The organism is Klebsiella sp. 18074, from assembly GCF_902705905.1.
Taxonomy (GTDB): domain Bacteria; phylum Pseudomonadota; class Gammaproteobacteria; order Enterobacterales; family Enterobacteriaceae; genus Klebsiella; species Klebsiella terrigena.
On record NZ_CACSIS010000002.1, the window covers coordinates 87,334 to 103,378 of the forward strand.

The 16,045-nt window shown below is 53.4% G+C and carries 14 protein-coding genes and 2 tRNA genes; 13 read left to right on the top strand and 3 right to left on the bottom strand.

What is annotated here, in order from left to right; translation table 11 throughout:
* Positions 1 to 35 precede the first annotated feature (35 nt).
* The 6 genes from ftsH to GVK32_RS28825 all read left to right on the top strand — a co-directional run bounded on the left by ftsH (position 36) and on the right by GVK32_RS28825 (position 5,451).
* Complete coding sequence (gene ftsH, locus GVK32_RS02020; RefSeq protein WP_041147400.1) at positions 36 to 1,967, top strand: ATP-dependent zinc metalloprotease FtsH; 1,932 nt, start codon at positions 36 to 38, stop codon at positions 1,965 to 1,967.
* 98 nt (positions 1,968 to 2,065) lie between these two features.
* Entirely contained in the window at positions 2,066 to 2,914 is an 849-nt protein-coding gene (folP, locus tag GVK32_RS02025) for a dihydropteroate synthase (protein ID WP_159864640.1), read from the top strand.
* Entirely contained in the window at positions 2,907 to 4,244 is a 1,338-nt protein-coding gene (glmM, locus tag GVK32_RS02030) for a phosphoglucosamine mutase (RefSeq protein ID WP_159864643.1), read from the top strand. The genes folP and glmM overlap by 8 nt, the downstream gene beginning before the upstream one ends.
* 229 nt (positions 4,245 to 4,473) lie before the next feature.
* Positions 4,474 to 4,803 carry a preprotein translocase subunit SecG gene (gene secG / locus GVK32_RS02035; protein ID WP_159864646.1) on the top strand — a complete coding sequence of 110 codons (330 nt, stop codon included), beginning with the start codon at positions 4,474 to 4,476 and terminating at the stop codon, positions 4,801 to 4,803.
* Between the two features lie 14 nt (positions 4,804 to 4,817).
* A tRNA-Leu gene (locus tag GVK32_RS02040) sits at positions 4,818 to 4,904 on the top strand.
* A gap of 145 nt (positions 4,905 to 5,049) precedes the next feature.
* On the top strand, positions 5,050 to 5,451 hold the full coding sequence (locus GVK32_RS28825) for a hypothetical protein (RefSeq protein WP_200842820.1): 402 nt from the start codon (positions 5,050 to 5,052) through the stop codon (positions 5,449 to 5,451).
* A 38-nt stretch (positions 5,452 to 5,489) separates the two neighbouring features.
* On the opposite strand, the gene GVK32_RS02050 is transcribed toward GVK32_RS28825, so the two are convergent.
* From GVK32_RS02050 to argG, 3 genes are all read right to left on the bottom strand, one after another.
* Positions 5,490 to 6,041 (bottom strand): YfaZ family outer membrane protein, encoded by a 552-nt coding sequence (locus tag GVK32_RS02050; protein ID WP_159864649.1) that lies wholly within the window; start codon positions 6,039 to 6,041, stop codon positions 5,490 to 5,492.
* 439 nt (positions 6,042 to 6,480) lie between these two features.
* Complete coding sequence (locus GVK32_RS02055) at positions 6,481 to 7,110, bottom strand: winged helix-turn-helix transcriptional regulator (protein ID WP_159864651.1); 630 nt, start codon at positions 7,108 to 7,110, stop codon at positions 6,481 to 6,483.
* 166 nt (positions 7,111 to 7,276) lie between these two features.
* Positions 7,277 to 8,620 (bottom strand): argininosuccinate synthase, encoded by a 1,344-nt coding sequence (gene argG, locus GVK32_RS02060; RefSeq protein ID WP_045856611.1) that lies wholly within the window; start codon positions 8,618 to 8,620, stop codon positions 7,277 to 7,279.
* 451 nt (positions 8,621 to 9,071) lie between these two features.
* On the opposite strand from argG, the gene GVK32_RS02065 reads away from it, so the two are divergent.
* The 7 genes from GVK32_RS02065 to rpsO all read left to right on the top strand — a co-directional run bounded on the left by GVK32_RS02065 (position 9,072) and on the right by rpsO (position 15,953).
* A tRNA-Met gene (locus tag GVK32_RS02065) sits at positions 9,072 to 9,148 on the top strand.
* A gap of 205 nt (positions 9,149 to 9,353) precedes the next feature.
* Entirely contained in the window at positions 9,354 to 9,806 is a 453-nt protein-coding gene (rimP, locus tag GVK32_RS02070) for a ribosome maturation factor RimP (RefSeq protein WP_072051836.1), read from the top strand.
* 27 nt (positions 9,807 to 9,833) lie between these two features.
* Positions 9,834 to 11,321 carry a transcription termination factor NusA gene (nusA, locus tag GVK32_RS02075; RefSeq protein ID WP_045856615.1) on the top strand — a complete coding sequence of 496 codons (1,488 nt, stop codon included), beginning with the start codon at positions 9,834 to 9,836 and terminating at the stop codon, positions 11,319 to 11,321.
* Between the two features lie 24 nt (positions 11,322 to 11,345).
* Positions 11,346 to 14,036 (top strand): translation initiation factor IF-2, encoded by a 2,691-nt coding sequence (gene infB / locus GVK32_RS02080; protein ID WP_128877084.1) that lies wholly within the window; start codon positions 11,346 to 11,348, stop codon positions 14,034 to 14,036.
* Positions 14,037 to 14,190: 154 nt separating this feature from the next.
* Positions 14,191 to 14,592, top strand: coding sequence for a 30S ribosome-binding factor RbfA (gene rbfA, locus GVK32_RS02085; RefSeq protein WP_041147389.1), 402 nt, complete (start codon positions 14,191 to 14,193; stop codon positions 14,590 to 14,592).
* On the top strand, positions 14,592 to 15,536 hold the full coding sequence (gene truB / locus GVK32_RS02090) for a tRNA pseudouridine(55) synthase TruB (RefSeq protein WP_159864654.1): 945 nt from the start codon (positions 14,592 to 14,594) through the stop codon (positions 15,534 to 15,536). Before rbfA ends, truB begins: the two co-directional genes overlap by 1 nt.
* A 147-nt stretch (positions 15,537 to 15,683) precedes the next feature.
* Positions 15,684 to 15,953, top strand: a complete 270-nt coding sequence (gene rpsO, locus GVK32_RS02095; protein ID WP_004868066.1) for a 30S ribosomal protein S15 — start codon at positions 15,684 to 15,686, stop codon at positions 15,951 to 15,953.
* Positions 15,954 to 16,045 lie beyond the last annotated feature (92 nt).

Sequence of the window (16,045 nt, forward strand, 5' to 3'; positions counted from 1 at the left end):
CACAGTTGTAATAAGAGGTTAATCCCTTGAGTGACATGGCGAAAAACCTAATACTCTGGCTGGTCATTGCCGTCGTGCTAATGTCAGTATTCCAGAGCTTTGGGCCCAGCGAGTCTAATGGCCGTAAGGTGGATTATTCAACCTTCCTGCAAGAGGTCAACCAGGACCAGGTTCGCGAAGCGCGTATCAACGGACGTGAGATCAACGTTACCAAGAAAGATAGTAACCGTTACACGACTTACATTCCGGTTAACGATCCGAAGCTGCTCGATAACCTGTTGACGAAAAACGTCAAAGTGGTTGGCGAACCGCCGGAAGAGCCGAGCCTGCTGGCTTCCATCTTCATTTCCTGGTTCCCGATGCTGTTGCTGATCGGCGTCTGGATCTTCTTTATGCGGCAAATGCAGGGCGGCGGCGGAAAGGGCGCGATGTCCTTCGGCAAAAGCAAAGCCCGTATGCTGACGGAAGACCAGATCAAAACCACTTTTGCTGATGTCGCGGGTTGCGATGAAGCGAAAGATGAAGTGGCCGAACTGGTGGAATATCTGCGTGAGCCGAGCCGTTTCCAGAAGCTGGGCGGTAAAATCCCGAAAGGCGTCCTGATGGTCGGCCCTCCGGGTACCGGTAAAACGCTGCTGGCGAAAGCGATCGCCGGTGAAGCGAAAGTGCCGTTCTTCACAATTTCCGGTTCTGACTTCGTAGAAATGTTCGTGGGTGTCGGTGCATCTCGCGTGCGTGACATGTTTGAACAGGCTAAGAAAGCGGCTCCGTGCATTATCTTCATCGATGAAATCGACGCCGTCGGCCGCCAGCGTGGCGCTGGTCTGGGCGGTGGTCACGATGAGCGTGAGCAGACGCTGAACCAGATGCTGGTTGAGATGGATGGTTTCGAAGGTAACGAAGGTATTATCGTTATCGCCGCAACAAACCGTCCGGACGTTCTGGACCCCGCGCTGCTGCGTCCGGGCCGCTTCGACCGTCAGGTTGTTGTTGGTCTGCCGGATGTTCGCGGTCGTGAGCAGATCCTGAAAGTTCACATGCGTCGCGTTCCGCTGTCGCCTGACATCGATGCGGCAATCATCGCGCGCGGTACCCCGGGCTTCTCCGGTGCTGACCTGGCGAACCTGGTGAACGAAGCCGCTCTGTTTGCTGCCCGTGGCAACAAACGCGTGGTATCGATGGTTGAGTTCGAAAAGGCTAAAGACAAAATCATGATGGGTGCGGAACGTCGCTCCATGGTGATGACGGAAGCGCAGAAAGAGTCGACCGCTTATCACGAAGCAGGACATGCGATTATTGGTCGCCTGGTGCCGGAACACGATCCGGTGCATAAGGTAACGATTATTCCGCGCGGCCGCGCTCTGGGCGTCACGTTCTTCCTGCCGGAAGGCGATGCAATCAGCGCCAGCCGTCAGAAGCTGGAAAGCCAGATTTCGACCCTGTACGGCGGTCGTCTTGCAGAAGAGATTATCTACGGCGTAGAGCATGTTTCTACCGGCGCGTCGAACGACATTAAAGTCGCGACCAACCTGGCACGCAACATGGTGACTCAGTGGGGCTTCTCCGACAAACTCGGTCCGCTGCTGTATGCGGAAGAAGAGGGTGAAGTATTCCTCGGACGCAGCGTAGCGAAAGCGAAGCATATGTCCGATGAGACCGCGCGCATCATTGACCAGGAAGTGAAATCACTGGTTGAGCGTAACTACAACCGCGCCCGTCAGATCCTTAACGACAATCTGGATATTCTGCACTCGATGAAAGATGCGCTCATGAAATATGAGACCATCGATGCACCGCAGATTGATGACCTGATGGCACGTCGTGACGTTCGCCCACCGGCTGGCTGGGAAGACCCAGGCACCAACAATTCTGGCAACAACGGCACCCCGAGTGCGCCGCGTCCGGTCGATGAACCGCGTACGCCAAACCCGGGTAACACGATGTCAGAGCAGTTAGGCGACAAATAAGTTAGCCGCTGTTGATGTGGTTGTGCATATCTAAACCCTGGGGCATCTGCTCTGGGGTTTTTCTTTTTATTTATCTCTCCTTATTCAGGGATCTCGCGATGAAACTTGTAGCCCAGGGCTCAACCCTCGATCTCACCCACCCGCACGTGATGGGTATCCTTAACGTTACGCCGGACTCCTTCTCCGACGGCGGGGCACACAATTCGCTGGTAGAGGCGGTGAAGCACGCCAATCTGATGATTAATGCCGGAGCGACTATCATTGATATCGGTGGTGAATCGACGCGTCCTGGGGCGCTGGATGTTAGCGTTGAGGAAGAGCTGGCACGCGTGATCCCGGTTGTTGAAGCCATTGCTCAGCGTTTTGAAGTGTGGATCTCGGTCGATACGTCAAAGCCTGAAGTGATCCGTGAAGCCGCTCGGGTAGGGGCACATATCATCAACGATATCCGTTCGCTAACGGAGCCCGGCGCGCTGGAAGCGGCGGCAGAAACCGGTCTGCCGGTGTGTCTGATGCATATGCAGGGGCAGCCGAAAACCATGCAGGCTGCGCCGAAGTATGAAGACGTCTTCGCCGATGTGACGCGCTTTTTCACAGAGCATATTGTGCGCTGCGAGCGGGCTGGGATCGCAAAAGATAAATTGTTGCTCGACCCAGGATTCGGTTTCGGTAAAAATCTTGCCCATAATTATGAGCTACTTGCTCGACTCGGCGAGTTCCACCATTTTGGTCTCCCGCTGTTGGTAGGTATGTCGCGTAAGTCGATGGTCGGTCAGTTGCTGAACGTTGGGCCGGCAGAGCGCCTCAGCGGTAGCCTGGCTTGCGCAGTAATTGCGGCGATGCAGGGCGCGCAGATAGTTCGCGTCCATGACGTCAAAGAAACGGTAGAAGCGCTGCGCGTGGTGGAAGCCACTCTGGCTACAAAGGAAAATAAACGTTATGAGTAACCGTAAATATTTTGGCACCGATGGTATCCGTGGCCGCGTTGGCGATGCGCCAATTACGCCGGAATTTGTGCTTAAGCTGGGCTGGGCTGCAGGAAAAGTTCTCGCGCGTCACGGTTCGCGTAAAATTATCATTGGTAAAGATACCCGCATCTCCGGCTATATGCTGGAGTCGGCCCTCGAAGCGGGCCTGGCGGCCGCCGGGCTCTCCGCCTCATTCACTGGCCCAATGCCAACGCCGGCGGTGGCTTATCTGACCCGCGCTTTCCGCGCGGAGGCCGGTATCGTCATTTCAGCGTCGCATAACCCTTTCTACGACAATGGGATCAAGTTCTTCTCTATTGAGGGAACCAAGCTGCCGGATAGCGTCGAAGAGGCGATTGAAGCCGAGATGGAGAAAGAGCTGACCTGCGTCGACTCTGCGGAATTAGGTAAAGCCAGCCGGATTGTCGATGCGGCCGGGCGCTACATCGAGTTCTGCAAAGGCACTTTCCCGAATGAGCTGAGCCTGAACGAGCTGAAAGTGGTTGTTGACTGCGCTCACGGTGCGACCTACCACATCGCGCCTAGCGTCTTCCGCGAGCTCGGCGCACAGGTTATTGCAATGGGTTGTGAGCCCAACGGCCTTAATATCAACGAAGAGGTTGGGGCCACCGACGTGCGTGCTTTACAGGCTCGCGTGCTGGCGGAAAAGGCCGATCTGGGCATTGCCTACGACGGCGATGGTGACCGCGTCATTATGGTCGACCATGAAGGCAATAAGGTTGATGGTGACCAGATCCTCTATATTATTGCCCGCGAAGGCCTGCGTCAGGGCCAGCTGCGCGGCGGTGCCGTGGGCACGCTAATGAGCAATATGGGACTCGAGCTGGCGCTCAAACAGCTGGGTATCCCGTTTGCTCGCGCAAAAGTGGGCGACCGCTATGTGCTGGAGAAGTTGCAGGAGAAAGGCTGGCGTATTGGCGCTGAAAACTCCGGTCACGTTATCCTGCTGGATAAGACGACCACCGGAGACGGTATTGTTGCAAGCCTGCAGGTCGTTGCCGCGATGGTACGTAACCATATGAGCCTGCACGATCTGTGCAGCGGCATGAAGATGTTCCCGCAGATTCTGGTCAACGTACGCTTTACCGATAACAGCAGCAATCCGCTCGAGCATGAGAGCGTAAAAGCGGTCGCCGCCGAGGTTGAGGCCGCATTGGGCAAACGTGGTCGGGTGCTGTTACGTAAATCCGGCACCGAGCCGCTGATCCGCGTGATGGTTGAAGGCGAGCACGAAGAGCAGGTGCTCGAATTCGCTCACCGCATCGCTGATGCGGTTAAAAATGCATAGCTTGTGGTGCTAAGTGATTAAAAAGGCGGCGCTTGCCGCTTTTTTAATTGCCAATAAACGGTTTTTTGCTGTTTTTTTCTGCAGTTGATACAATGCGTCGAAATTGCCCTTGCGAAGGTCATTCGCTTTGGTTAGTATTCACACCCGCTTCAGTGGGAAACGTTAATGCGTCCCGCTTTATTGGTCGAAGCAATTGGTATGCGGCGAATCCGCAAGGAACAGGTTGATTATGCAAGAAGCTCTTTTAGTTGTTTTCCTTATTGTGGCGATTGGCCTTGTTGGTCTGATCATGCTGCAGCAAGGTAAAGGCGCTGATATGGGAGCCTCGTTCGGAGCAGGCGCTTCCGGCACGTTGTTCGGTTCCAGCGGTTCTGGTAACTTCATGACCCGCATGACCGGTATCCTGGCTGCGTTGTTCTTCATCATTAGTTTGGTGCTGGGCAATATCAACAGCAACAAGACCAGTAAAGGAAGTGAGTGGGATAATCTGAGCGTGCCGAAATCCGAGCAGACTCAGCCAGCAGCGCCGGCGCAGCCGAGCAGCGATATCCCGCACTGATAAGTAGTATCTGTACCGAGGTGGTGGAATTGGTAGACACGCTACCTTGAGGTGGTAGTGCCCTAACGGGCTTGTGGGTTCGAGTCCCATCCTCGGTACCAATATTCCAAAAAAAAGACGCTGAAAAGCGTCTTTTTTTTTGCCTTAAATCGACGGCTGTTTATTTATAAATAACTCTCCGCTGGCCTTGATCCCATCCAGGTCGCTAAAGTCGCGCTCATCTATTTATCAGAGGTGAGTAACGCAATGAAGCATTTCAGGCTGTTTATCATTGCCGGCGTTCTGTGCTTGTCCGGATGTAGTACCACGCCAGCGGCGGATCCGGTGGAGACTATTAATGCGCTGGCGGTACCGGTAATGCATAGCGACGTTCAGCCCGCAGGACAAAACTCTCAGTCAATTACCCGCTGCTTTCAGGATAACTCGGTGCTGATTGGCAGCCTTAGCCGGTCATTAAAAGATAACTATCTGCAGGATGTGGAGAGAAAGGATATCTTCGATAAGGATAGCGATGCCTATCACGTCTACAGCGCGCTCACCAGGCTCGAACAGGTGTCGGCGATGAATGAGGTCTACCGCAAAGAAAATAATATTGCTGGGCTAGAAGAGATTAATAAGGTACTGAAGGCCGTTCCCCTGGCGACGTAAGTGAGGGATTGCCGGACGGCAATCCCTGCTGATAACGATCAGAAGCGGAAGTTGAAGCCGGCGTAGGCACCGTCGGCTAGCGTATTGTCACGATGGCTGTTTTTGCCCGCCATATCCATATAGCGATAACCCGCTTCGATACTCAGCGACTTAATGACGTTTATTCGCACACCTGCGTTAGCTTCAACGTAGTCGTCAACGCCGCTGGACATGGAGTCCGGAGAGTAATAGGCCTCCCCGAAGAGAGTGAAGAAATCGCCGAGCGGTAATTGTGCCCCGCCGCCAAGCGCGATGGCGTAACCCTCATCGTTGTCCTGTGGATTGAGGTAGAGCGCTTTGCCCCCCATGGTCAGCAAAAACGGGCCGAGGTCAAAGTTATAGCCCATACCTAACCCCGCGATATCCCCATCGTTATCGCTATGCGCCCAGCTGCCGTTGAAGGTCATGCCCGGATCGTCTGCGTTAAAGCTGGAGGAAAGATGAGTAAACTCTTCCCCCGCCTCGCCGTGGAGGTTAACCGATGCGCTAGCGGCGCCGCTGGCGCAGAGCGCCGCGACGAGCAGAACTGATTTTGACGCGAACATGCTCATTGTGAATTCCTTCAGGTAAAAAAATACCCGACACGAGCGTTCGGGCAAATAAGTAGCGTGTTTGGGTTCTAATCGCCGTTGGCCGCAGAGCTAAACGGCAGCCGTTATCGCGCCACGCAGAGCGTGAGCGCTGATGCGGGCAGCAGAGTCGGGTGAACAGCAGGGTTGGGTGCTGACGCGTTTGACCTCAGAGAATGCAGAGGCAAAAGCAGTCGGCACAGCGCGGGTACTTAATGCAAACGCTGGCGGAAGAGCTGTCTTCATTTCTGGGCCTGTTGTTTGGTTTTTAACGCACATTTTTCAGTGCGATAAATACAGGCGCCCAGAGTAAAATTATTTATCGCTTGCCGTTATCATTTGTTTGTTTAAATTTAAATTGCATCCAGGGCCCTGACCGCTGGCTCTGCAATACATCAGCGATAAGCACAAGCGCGGTTGCTTAGAATTTCTCAGGTAGCTTGTTCACGCTTTGCAAATAACCACCGCGGGCGAACTCAATATATCCGCCTTTTTTTAACGCTGACAGCACGTTCAGAATACTGCTGCGCGAAAGATGGGTTCGGTCCTGAATATATTCCAGAATAGATACGCGTAGCCGCGTTTCATCAGGCATAAGAAGCATCTCCATCAGATGATTGCGGATGACCGAGTAGGTTCGCTGCTGCAGGACCAAATCGTCCCGATAAACCAGGTACGAGGTATGGTATGCGAGCAGGCTGGTGACCTCTTCCCACAGGCCGTGCTCCCGGAACAGCTGGATGGCGCGATCGCTATCGATACGTAAAACATCGGAAGGGATCTCCGCCCGTAGCCCGTGGCTCCGGCTCGGCTGGAGCATTTCCGCGACGCCAAAGAGATGCGGTTCATAGACGGTAACGATCAGTAATTTATCAGATGAACGGATAACTGACAGCTCGCCCTTTTTAAAAAGATAGAGCTGAGTTTTGCCTTTATAGTCACAGGTCAGCCTTTTTCGCGCAATCACATTCATTGGCGTGGCGTAAGGTTCAAGCGTCTCCAGCAGGCGATCGATATCCCGCTTTGGTCTGACCGGGGGTTTTATATTCATTGGGGCCTCATATCGGAAAGGGCAAATCTATGCGGAAGATTATAGACAATAATTATTAGATACCGCGACCGGTAAAATTATGAGCCGCAGGTTTTAGGGTGCGCAATTCTGACGAAAGAAAAAAGCCGACGGATTAGCGTCGGCTGAAAGAGTAGATGAAAATAGATTATTTGTCTCTATTTTCCAAATTCTCAACCTGCGGCAGACCGGTGGTTGAAGACGCGGTGAGCAGGCCGGATTGTGCGTAACCGAACAGCTTATCGCGGGTATCGGTGATATCCAGATTACGCATGGTCAGCTGGCCAATACGATCTTCTGCGGAGAACATTGAATCTCCTTTCTCCATTGTCAGACGCTCTGCTTTATAGGTCAGGTTGTCGGAGACGGTGTTCAGAATGGAGTAATCATTACCGCGACGCAGCTCCAGCGTCACCTCACCGGTAATCGCGCTCGCCACCCAACGCTGCAGCGCATCACGCAGCATCAGCGCCTGAGAGTCAAACCAGCGTCCTTGATACAGCAGGCGACCCAGTTGGCGCCCGTGGGCGTGGTACTGCTCAATGGTATCTTCGTTATGGATGCCGGTCAGCAGACGCTCATAGGCGATGTGCAGCAGCGCCATGCCCGGGGCTTCATAGATGCCGCGGCTTTTTGCTTCGATGATACGGTTTTCAATCTGGTCGCTCATGCCAAGCCCGTGGCGGCCGCCGATGCGGTTTGCTTCCAGCATCAGCTCCACGTCATCGCTGAAGGTTTGGCCGTTGAGCGCGACCGGATGACCCTGCTCAAAGTGAATGGTCACTTCTTCCGCCGGGATCTTAACGCTCTCATCCCAGAACTTAACCCCCATGATCGGGGTGACGATTTTGACGCTGGAGTTCAGGAATTCCAGGTCCTTCGCTTCGTGGGTTGCGCCCAGCATGTTGGAGTCAGTGGAGTAGGCTTTCTCAACGGACATTTTGTAGTCAAAACCGCAGGCAATCATAAACTCGGACATTTCCTGACGTCCGCCAAGCTCATCGATAAAGTCGCTATCCAGCCACGGTTTGTAAATTTTCAGCTCAGCATTGGTCAGCAGGCCGTAACGATAGAAGCGCTCAATATCGTTGCCTTTATAAGTACTGCCATCACCCCAGATGTTAACGCCATCTTCTTTCATCGCGGCAACCAGCATGGTGCCGGTAACGGCACGACCGAGCGGGGTGGTGTTAAAATAGGTTAGGCCGCCGGTGGTGTTATGGAATGCGCCGCACTGGATAGCGGCAATGCCTTCAGCAACCAGCTGTTTACGGCAGTCGATCAGACGAGCGCCCTCGGCACCGTACTCTTTGGCGCGGCGAGGAATAGCATCGTAATCCTCTTCGTCCGGCTGGCCCAGGTTAGCGGTGTAGGCGTAAGGTACCGCGCCTTTTTTACGCATCCACAGCAGGGCGGCGCTGGTATCCAGTCCACCAGAGAAAGCGATACCAATACGTTGACCAATCGGGAGATGCTTAAGAATCGTCGTCATAAAATAAAACCCTGCTAGATAGACTGTTGTGAGTTCGGTTTACCAGGTCCAGAACCTGTCCCATTTGACTATTCCGTTTGCCATTGAGGTTCAGGGTCATGCTTAAAAACCTTTATGTATAACCATACACGCCGGTCTTCTCGCGCTGTCCATGCCAAGGTGGCGTAAAAATCACGTCAAATGGGATATGTCCCTATTGCATGTTTATGCACTAATAGTGAGTTTTCATTTAATCATCTTTTATGGATGACAGGAAGTGATTCATTGCTTTTTTGCTAAAAAAGGGCGAAATACCAGCATAAACGGTAACCGGACAATGTGAAAAACATGTTGACAGAATATAGGGTTTATCAATACACTTTACCACGATTTTATGTCCCGTCCTCGGTACCAAATCCCAGCAGTATTTGCGTCTTTTACTTAATAAGAGTAAAATATGCCACGTTTCAGGCGCGGGGTGGAGCAGCCTGGTAGCTCGTCGGGCTCATAACCCGAAGGTCGTCGGTTCAAATCCGGCCCCCGCAACCACTTTCCCTTTGAGTACTTTTTCAAATATACTGTGAGGACCTGGTCCTTTGTAGCCGAATTTGAAAGAATTCTCCTGGAAGTGTTCCAGATCGCAGTTGCGATCGCAGGGTTCAGTTATCTAAAACCCCGATTTATCGGGGTTTTTTGTTATCTGACTTCAGAATAACTGGGCTATACGCCCTTTTTTTATGTCTTGGGGGTGGGTTTGTCCACATTAGAGCAAAAATTAACAGAGATGCTCACTGCGCCGGTTGAAGCGCTTGGCTTTGAGCTGGTCGGCATCGAATTCGTTCGTGGTCGCACTTCCACACTGCGCATCTATATTGATAGTGACAATGGCATCAATGTTGATGATTGTGCTGATGTAAGCCACCAGGTCAGTGCTGTCATGGACGTCGAAGATCCGATCACCGTTGCTTATAACCTGGAAGTGTCTTCACCTGGTCTCGATCGCCCGATGTTTACCGCCGAACACTATGCGCGTTTTTCCGGTGAAGAAGTTGCGCTGGTACTGCGTATGGCGGTTCAAAATCGCCGCAAATGGCAGGGCGTTATCAAAGCGGTAGACGGTGAAATGATCACGGTAACCGTCGAAGGCAAAGATGAAGTGTTCGCGCTGAGTAACATCCAGAAGGCGAACCTGGTTCCCCACTTTTAACAGTCTGGATTGAGGTGAAAGGCCCCGATGAACAAAGAAATTTTGGCTGTTGTTGAAGCCGTTTCCAACGAAAAATCGCTGCCGCGCGAAAAGATTTTCGAAGCGCTGGAAAGTGCTCTGGCAACGGCGACAAAGAAAAAATACGAGCAAGAGATCGACGTGCGTGTGAGCATCGATCGTCGTAGCGGTGATTTTGACACCTTCCGTCGCTGGTTGGTCGTTGAAGAAGTTACCCAGCCGACTCGCGAAATTACGCTTGAAGCGGCGCGTTACGAAGACGAAAGCATGAATCCTGGTGACTTTGTCGAAGACCAGATTGAATCCGTCACCTTCGACCGTATCACCACGCAAACGGCAAAACAGGTTATCGTACAGAAAGTACGTGAAGCCGAACGCGCCATGGTTGTCGATCAGTTCCGCGAGCACGAAGGTGAAATCATCACCGGCGTGGTGAAAAAAGTGAACCGCGATAACATCACTCTGGATCTGGGCAGCAATGCTGAAGCCGTGATCCTGCGTGAAGATATGCTGCCGCGTGAAAACTTCCGTCCAGGCGACCGTATTCGCGGCGTTCTGTACGCGGTACGTCCGGAAGCGCGCGGCGCTCAGCTGTTCGTTACCCGTTCTAAGCCGGAAATGCTGATCGAACTGTTCCGCATTGAGGTGCCGGAAATCGGTGAAGAAGTTCTCGAGATTAAAGCTGCCGCTCGCGATCCGGGTTCTCGTGCGAAAATCGCGGTGAAAACCAACGATAAGCGTATCGATCCGGTTGGCGCCTGTGTCGGCATGCGCGGTGCGCGCGTTCAGGCGGTTTCTACCGAACTGGGCGGCGAGCGTATCGATATCGTCCTGTGGGACGATAACCCGGCGCAGTTCGTGATTAACGCGATGGCTCCGGCTGACGTTGCGTCTATCGTGGTGGATGAAGACAAGCACACCATGGATATCGCCGTTGAAGCGGGCAATCTGGCGCAGGCGATCGGCCGTAACGGTCAGAACGTGCGTCTGGCATCGCAGCTGAGCGGCTGGGAACTCAACGTCATGACCGTTGATGACCTGCAGGCTAAGCACCAGGCAGAAGCCCATGCGGCAATCGATACTTTTACTAAGTATCTTGATATTGATGAAGATTTCGCCACGATGCTGGTTGAAGAAGGTTTCGCCACTCTGGAAGAACTGGCCTATGTGCCGGTGAAAGAACTGCTGGAAATCGACGGTCTGGATGAAGCCACCGTTGAAGCACTTCGTGAGCGTGCGAAAAATGCACTGACCACGTTGGCGCTGGCTCAGGAAGAAAGCCTGGGAGATACCAAACCTGCCGATGATTTACTGAATCTGGAAGGTCTGGAACGTCTGATGGCTTTCAAACTGGCTGCCCGTGGCGTTTGTACGCTGGAAGATCTCGCCGAGCAGGGCATTGATGATCTGGCTGATATCGAAGGCTTGACCGACGAAAAAGCCGGAGAGCTCATCATGGCCGCCCGTAATATTTGTTGGTTCGGCGACGAAGCGTAATAAACTGTAGCAGGAAGGAACAGCATGACAGATGTGACCATTAAAGCGCTGGCCTCAGAGATTCAGACCTCTGTGGATCGCCTGATACAGCAATTTGCTGATGCAGGGATCCGCAAATCGGTCGATGACTCTGTGACCGCGCAAGAGAAGCAAACCTTGTTGACGCACCTGAACCGTGAACACGGCTCGGCGCCCGACAAGCTGACGCTGCAGCGCAAAACGCGCAGCACGTTAAATATTCCAGGTACCGGTGGAAAGAGCAAATCGGTACAAATCGAAGTCCGCAAGAAACGCACCTTTGTGAAACGCGATCCGCAAGAGGCAGAACGCCTTGCCGCGGAAGAGCAGGCGCAGCGTGAAGCGGAAGAGCAGGCCCATCGTGAAGCTGAAGAAACGGCTAAGCGAGAGGCGCAATTAAAAGCTGAACGTGAGGCCGCAGAACAAGCTAAACGTGAAGTCGCTGATAAAGCGAAACGTGAAGCCGCGGAAAAAGACAAAGTGAGCAATCAACAAACCGACGAAATGACAAAAACCGCCCAGGCTGAAAAGAGCCGCCGTGAAAACGAAGCTGCAGAGCTGAAGCGTAAATCGGAAGAAGAAGCACGTCGCAAGCTTGAAGAAGAAGCGCGCCGCGTGGCAGACGATGCACGCCGTATGGCCGCAGAAAACGAAAAGAACTGGACCGAAACCCCAGAAACGCCTGTTGAAGAAACCTCTGACTATCACGTGACCACGTCTCAGCATGCCCGTCAGGCAGAAGACGACAACGACCGTGAAGTTGAAGGCGGTCGTGGCCGTGGCCGTAACGCCAAAGCAGCACGCCCTCAGAAGAAAGGCAACAAGCACGCTGAATCCAAAGCCGATCGCGAAGAAGCCCGTGCGGCAGTACGCGGTGGTAAAGGCGGCAAGCGTAAAGGTTCTTCTCTGCAGCAGGGCTTCCAGAAGCCGGCTCAGGCCGTGAACCGTGACGTTATCATTGGCGAAACCATCACCGTTGGCGATCTGGCTAACAAGATGGCGGTCAAAGGCTCTCAGGTCATCAAAGCGATGATGAAGCTGGGCGCAATGGCGACCATCAACCAGGTCATCGACCAGGAAACTGCACAGCTGGTTGCCGAAGAGATGGGCCACAAGGTTATCCTGCGTCGTGAGAACGAGCTGGAAGAAGCGGTAATGAGCGACCGTGATACCGGCGCTGCGGCAGAAGCCCGTGCACCGGTTGTGACCATCATGGGTCACGTTGACCACGGTAAAACCTCGCTGCTCGACTATATTCGCTCAACGAAAGTGGCATCCGGCGAAGCGGGTGGTATCACCCAGCACATCGGTGCGTACCACGTTGAAACTGAAAACGGCATGATCACCTTCCTGGACACCCCGGGCCACGCCGCGTTCACCTCAATGCGTGCTCGTGGTGCTCAGGCAACGGATATCGTTGTTCTGGTTGTTGCCGCGGACGATGGCGTGATGCCGCAGACTATCGAAGCTATCCAGCACGCGAAAGCAGCGCAGGTGCCGGTGGTGGTTGCGGTCAACAAAATCGATAAGCCAGAAGCGGATATGGATCGCGTTAAAACCGAACTGTCTCAGTACGGCGTGATGCCGGAAGAGTGGGGCGGCGAGTCTCAGTTCATCCCTGTTTCTGCGAAAGCCGGTACCGGTATCGACGACCTGCTGAACGCCATCCTGCTGCAGGCTGAAGTTCTGGAGCTGAAGGCCGTTCGTAACGGTATGGCAAGCGGTGCGGTTATCGAATCCTTCCTGGATAAAGGTCGTGGTCCGGTTGCTACCGTTCTGGTACGTGAAGGTACTCTGAACAAGGGCGATATCGTTCTGTGTGGCTTCGAATACGGCCGCGTTCGTGCAATGCGTAACGAACTGGGTCAGGAAGTGCTGGAAGCAGGTCCGTCCATTCCGGTTGAGATCCTCGGCCTGTCCGGCGTTCCGGCAGCGGGTGACGAAGTGACCGTTGTTCGTGACGAGAAAAAAGCGCGTGAAGTTGCGCTCTATCGTCAGGGCAAATTCCGCGAAGTCAAACTGGCGCGTCAGCAGAAGTCTAAGCTTGAGAACATGTTCGCTAACATGACCGAAGGCGAAGTTCACGAAGTGAACGTAGTACTGAAAGCGGACGTTCAGGGCTCTGTGGAAGCAATCTCTGACTCTTTACTGAAACTGTCTACCGACGAAGTCAAAGTGAAGATCATTGGTTCTGGCGTAGGTGGTATCACCGAAACCGACGCGACCCTGGCTGCGGCATCCAACGCTATCCTGGTTGGCTTCAACGTACGTGCTGATGCCTCTGCTCGTAAAGTGATTGAATCTGAAAGCCTGGATCTGCGCTACTACTCCGTCATCTATAACCTGATCGACGAAGTTAAAGCAGCAATGAGCGGCATGCTGTCTCCGGAACTGAAACAGCAGATCATTGGTCTGGCTGAAGTGCGTGATGTGTTCAAATCGCCGAAATTTGGCGCCATCGCGGGCTGTATGGTTACCGAAGGTACGATTAAGCGTCACAACCCAATCCGCGTACTGCGTGACAACGTGGTTATCTACGAAGGCGAGCTGGAATCCCTGCGCCGCTTCAAAGATGACGTTAACGAAGTCCGTAACGGCATGGAATGTGGTATCGGCGTTAAGAACTACAACGACGTTCGCGTTGGCGACATGATCGAAGTGTTCGAAATCATCGAGATCCAACGTACCATCGCGTAATCTTCGTCGACTGCTGGGCCGCAGTGCCTGTTGCTGCAGCCCAACATTGTCAGAAGATCGCTGAAGGTAAGCCGGGTTAGCGAAGCGCCACCCGGCAATAATTCTAAAAAGGGGCTTATAGCCCCTTTTTTGTCTTTATTCTGGAGAATTTATTATGGCGAAAGAATTTGGTCGCCCGCAGCGCGTAGCTCAGGAGATGCAAAAAGAGATTGCTATCATCCTGCAGCGCGAAATTAAAGATCCGCGCCTGGGCATGATGACTACCGTCTCAGGCGTAGAAATGTCCCGCGATCTGGCCTATGCCAAAGTGTTCGTGACGTTCCTGAACGACAAAGATGAAGCCGCTGTTAAGGCGGGTATTAAAGCGCTACAGGAAGCATCCGGATTTATCCGCTCTCTGCTGGGTAAAGCGATGCGTCTGCGTATCGTGCCGGAACTGACCTTCTTCTACGACAACTCGCTGGTCGAAGGGATGCGCATGTCTAACCTGGTGACCAGCGTGGTGAAGCATGACGATGAGCGTCGTGTTAATCCGGACGACGTCAAGGAGGACTAATGAGTCGTCCTCGTCGTCGCGGCCGCGATGTGCACGGCGTGCTGTTGCTGGATAAACCCCAGGGCGCTTCCAGCAATGACGTACTGCAAAAAGTAAAACGTATTTATAACGCTAACCGGGCAGGGCACACCGGCGCGCTGGATCCGCTGGCAACCGGCATGTTGCCGATTTGCCTCGGAGAAGCGACCAAGTTTTCCCAGTACCTGCTCGATTCTGACAAGCGTTACCGCGTCATTGCCAAACTGGGTCAACGCACTGACACCTCTGATGCCGATGGCCAGGTGGTGGAAGAGCGCCCGCTGGCCTTTAGCGATGTTCAGCTGGCCTCCGCGCTGGAAGATTTTCGTGGCGAGACTCAGCAGGTACCGTCCATGTATTCGGCGCTGAAGTACCAGGGTAAAAAGCTGTACGAATATGCCCGTCAGGGGATTGACGTCCCGCGCGAAGCCCGGCCGATTACCGTCTACGAGCTGCTGTTTATTCGCCATGAAGGCGATGAGCTCGAGCTGGAAATCCACTGTTCAAAAGGGACCTATATTCGGACGATTATCGACGATTTAGGCGAAAAGCTAGGCTGCGGTGCGCACGTTATTTTCCTGCGCCGCCTGGCCGTCAGCAAATATCCTGTTGAACGCATGGTGACGCTAGAACAGCTGCAGGCACTGGTTGAACAGGCGCAAGAGCAGGATATTCCTGCCGCGCAGCTGCTCGATCCGCTGCTGATGCCGATGGACAGCCCGGCGTCAGATTATCCGTTGGTTAATATTCCCGAAACGTCGGCGGTATACTTTAAAAACGGTAATCCGGTCCGCACTTCTGGCGCGCCGAAGCAGGGCCTGGTTCGCGTAACGGAAGGTGAAGACGAGAAGTTTCTCGGCATGGGCGAGATTGATGACGAAGGCCGCGTGGCGCCGCGTCGTCTGGTCGTTGAATACCCTGTCTGAGGGCTGTTCTTGCGATAAAAGCTGGCTGCGAGTAGAATATCGCCGCCTGACGTCCGCAAAAATGTTTTAACATTTTCGGGCGTCGCATCAGGGGTTGCTGAATTAGAGATCGGCACCCTTTCTTTCTTTTAATTTTTGGAGTTCAAAATGTCTCTAAGCGTTGAAGCTAAAGCAAAAATCGTTTCTGAGTTTGGTCGTGGCGAAAACGACAGCGGTTCTACCGAAGTTCAGGTTGCACTGCTGACTGCCCAGATTAACCATCTGCAGGGTCACTTCTCCGAGCATAAAAAAGATCACCACAGCCGTCGTGGTCTGCTGCGCATGGTTTCCCAGCGTCGTAAACTGCTCGACTACCTGAAACGTAAAGATGTTGCACGTTACTCTTCGCTGATCGAGCGTCTGGGTCTGCGTCGCTAGTTCTGCGAGTTTCAGAAAAAGGGGCCTCAGGGCCCCTTTTTTCGACCAGGCGGCAGCAATTAGCTAAAAACTCATGTATTGTTGCTATTAAT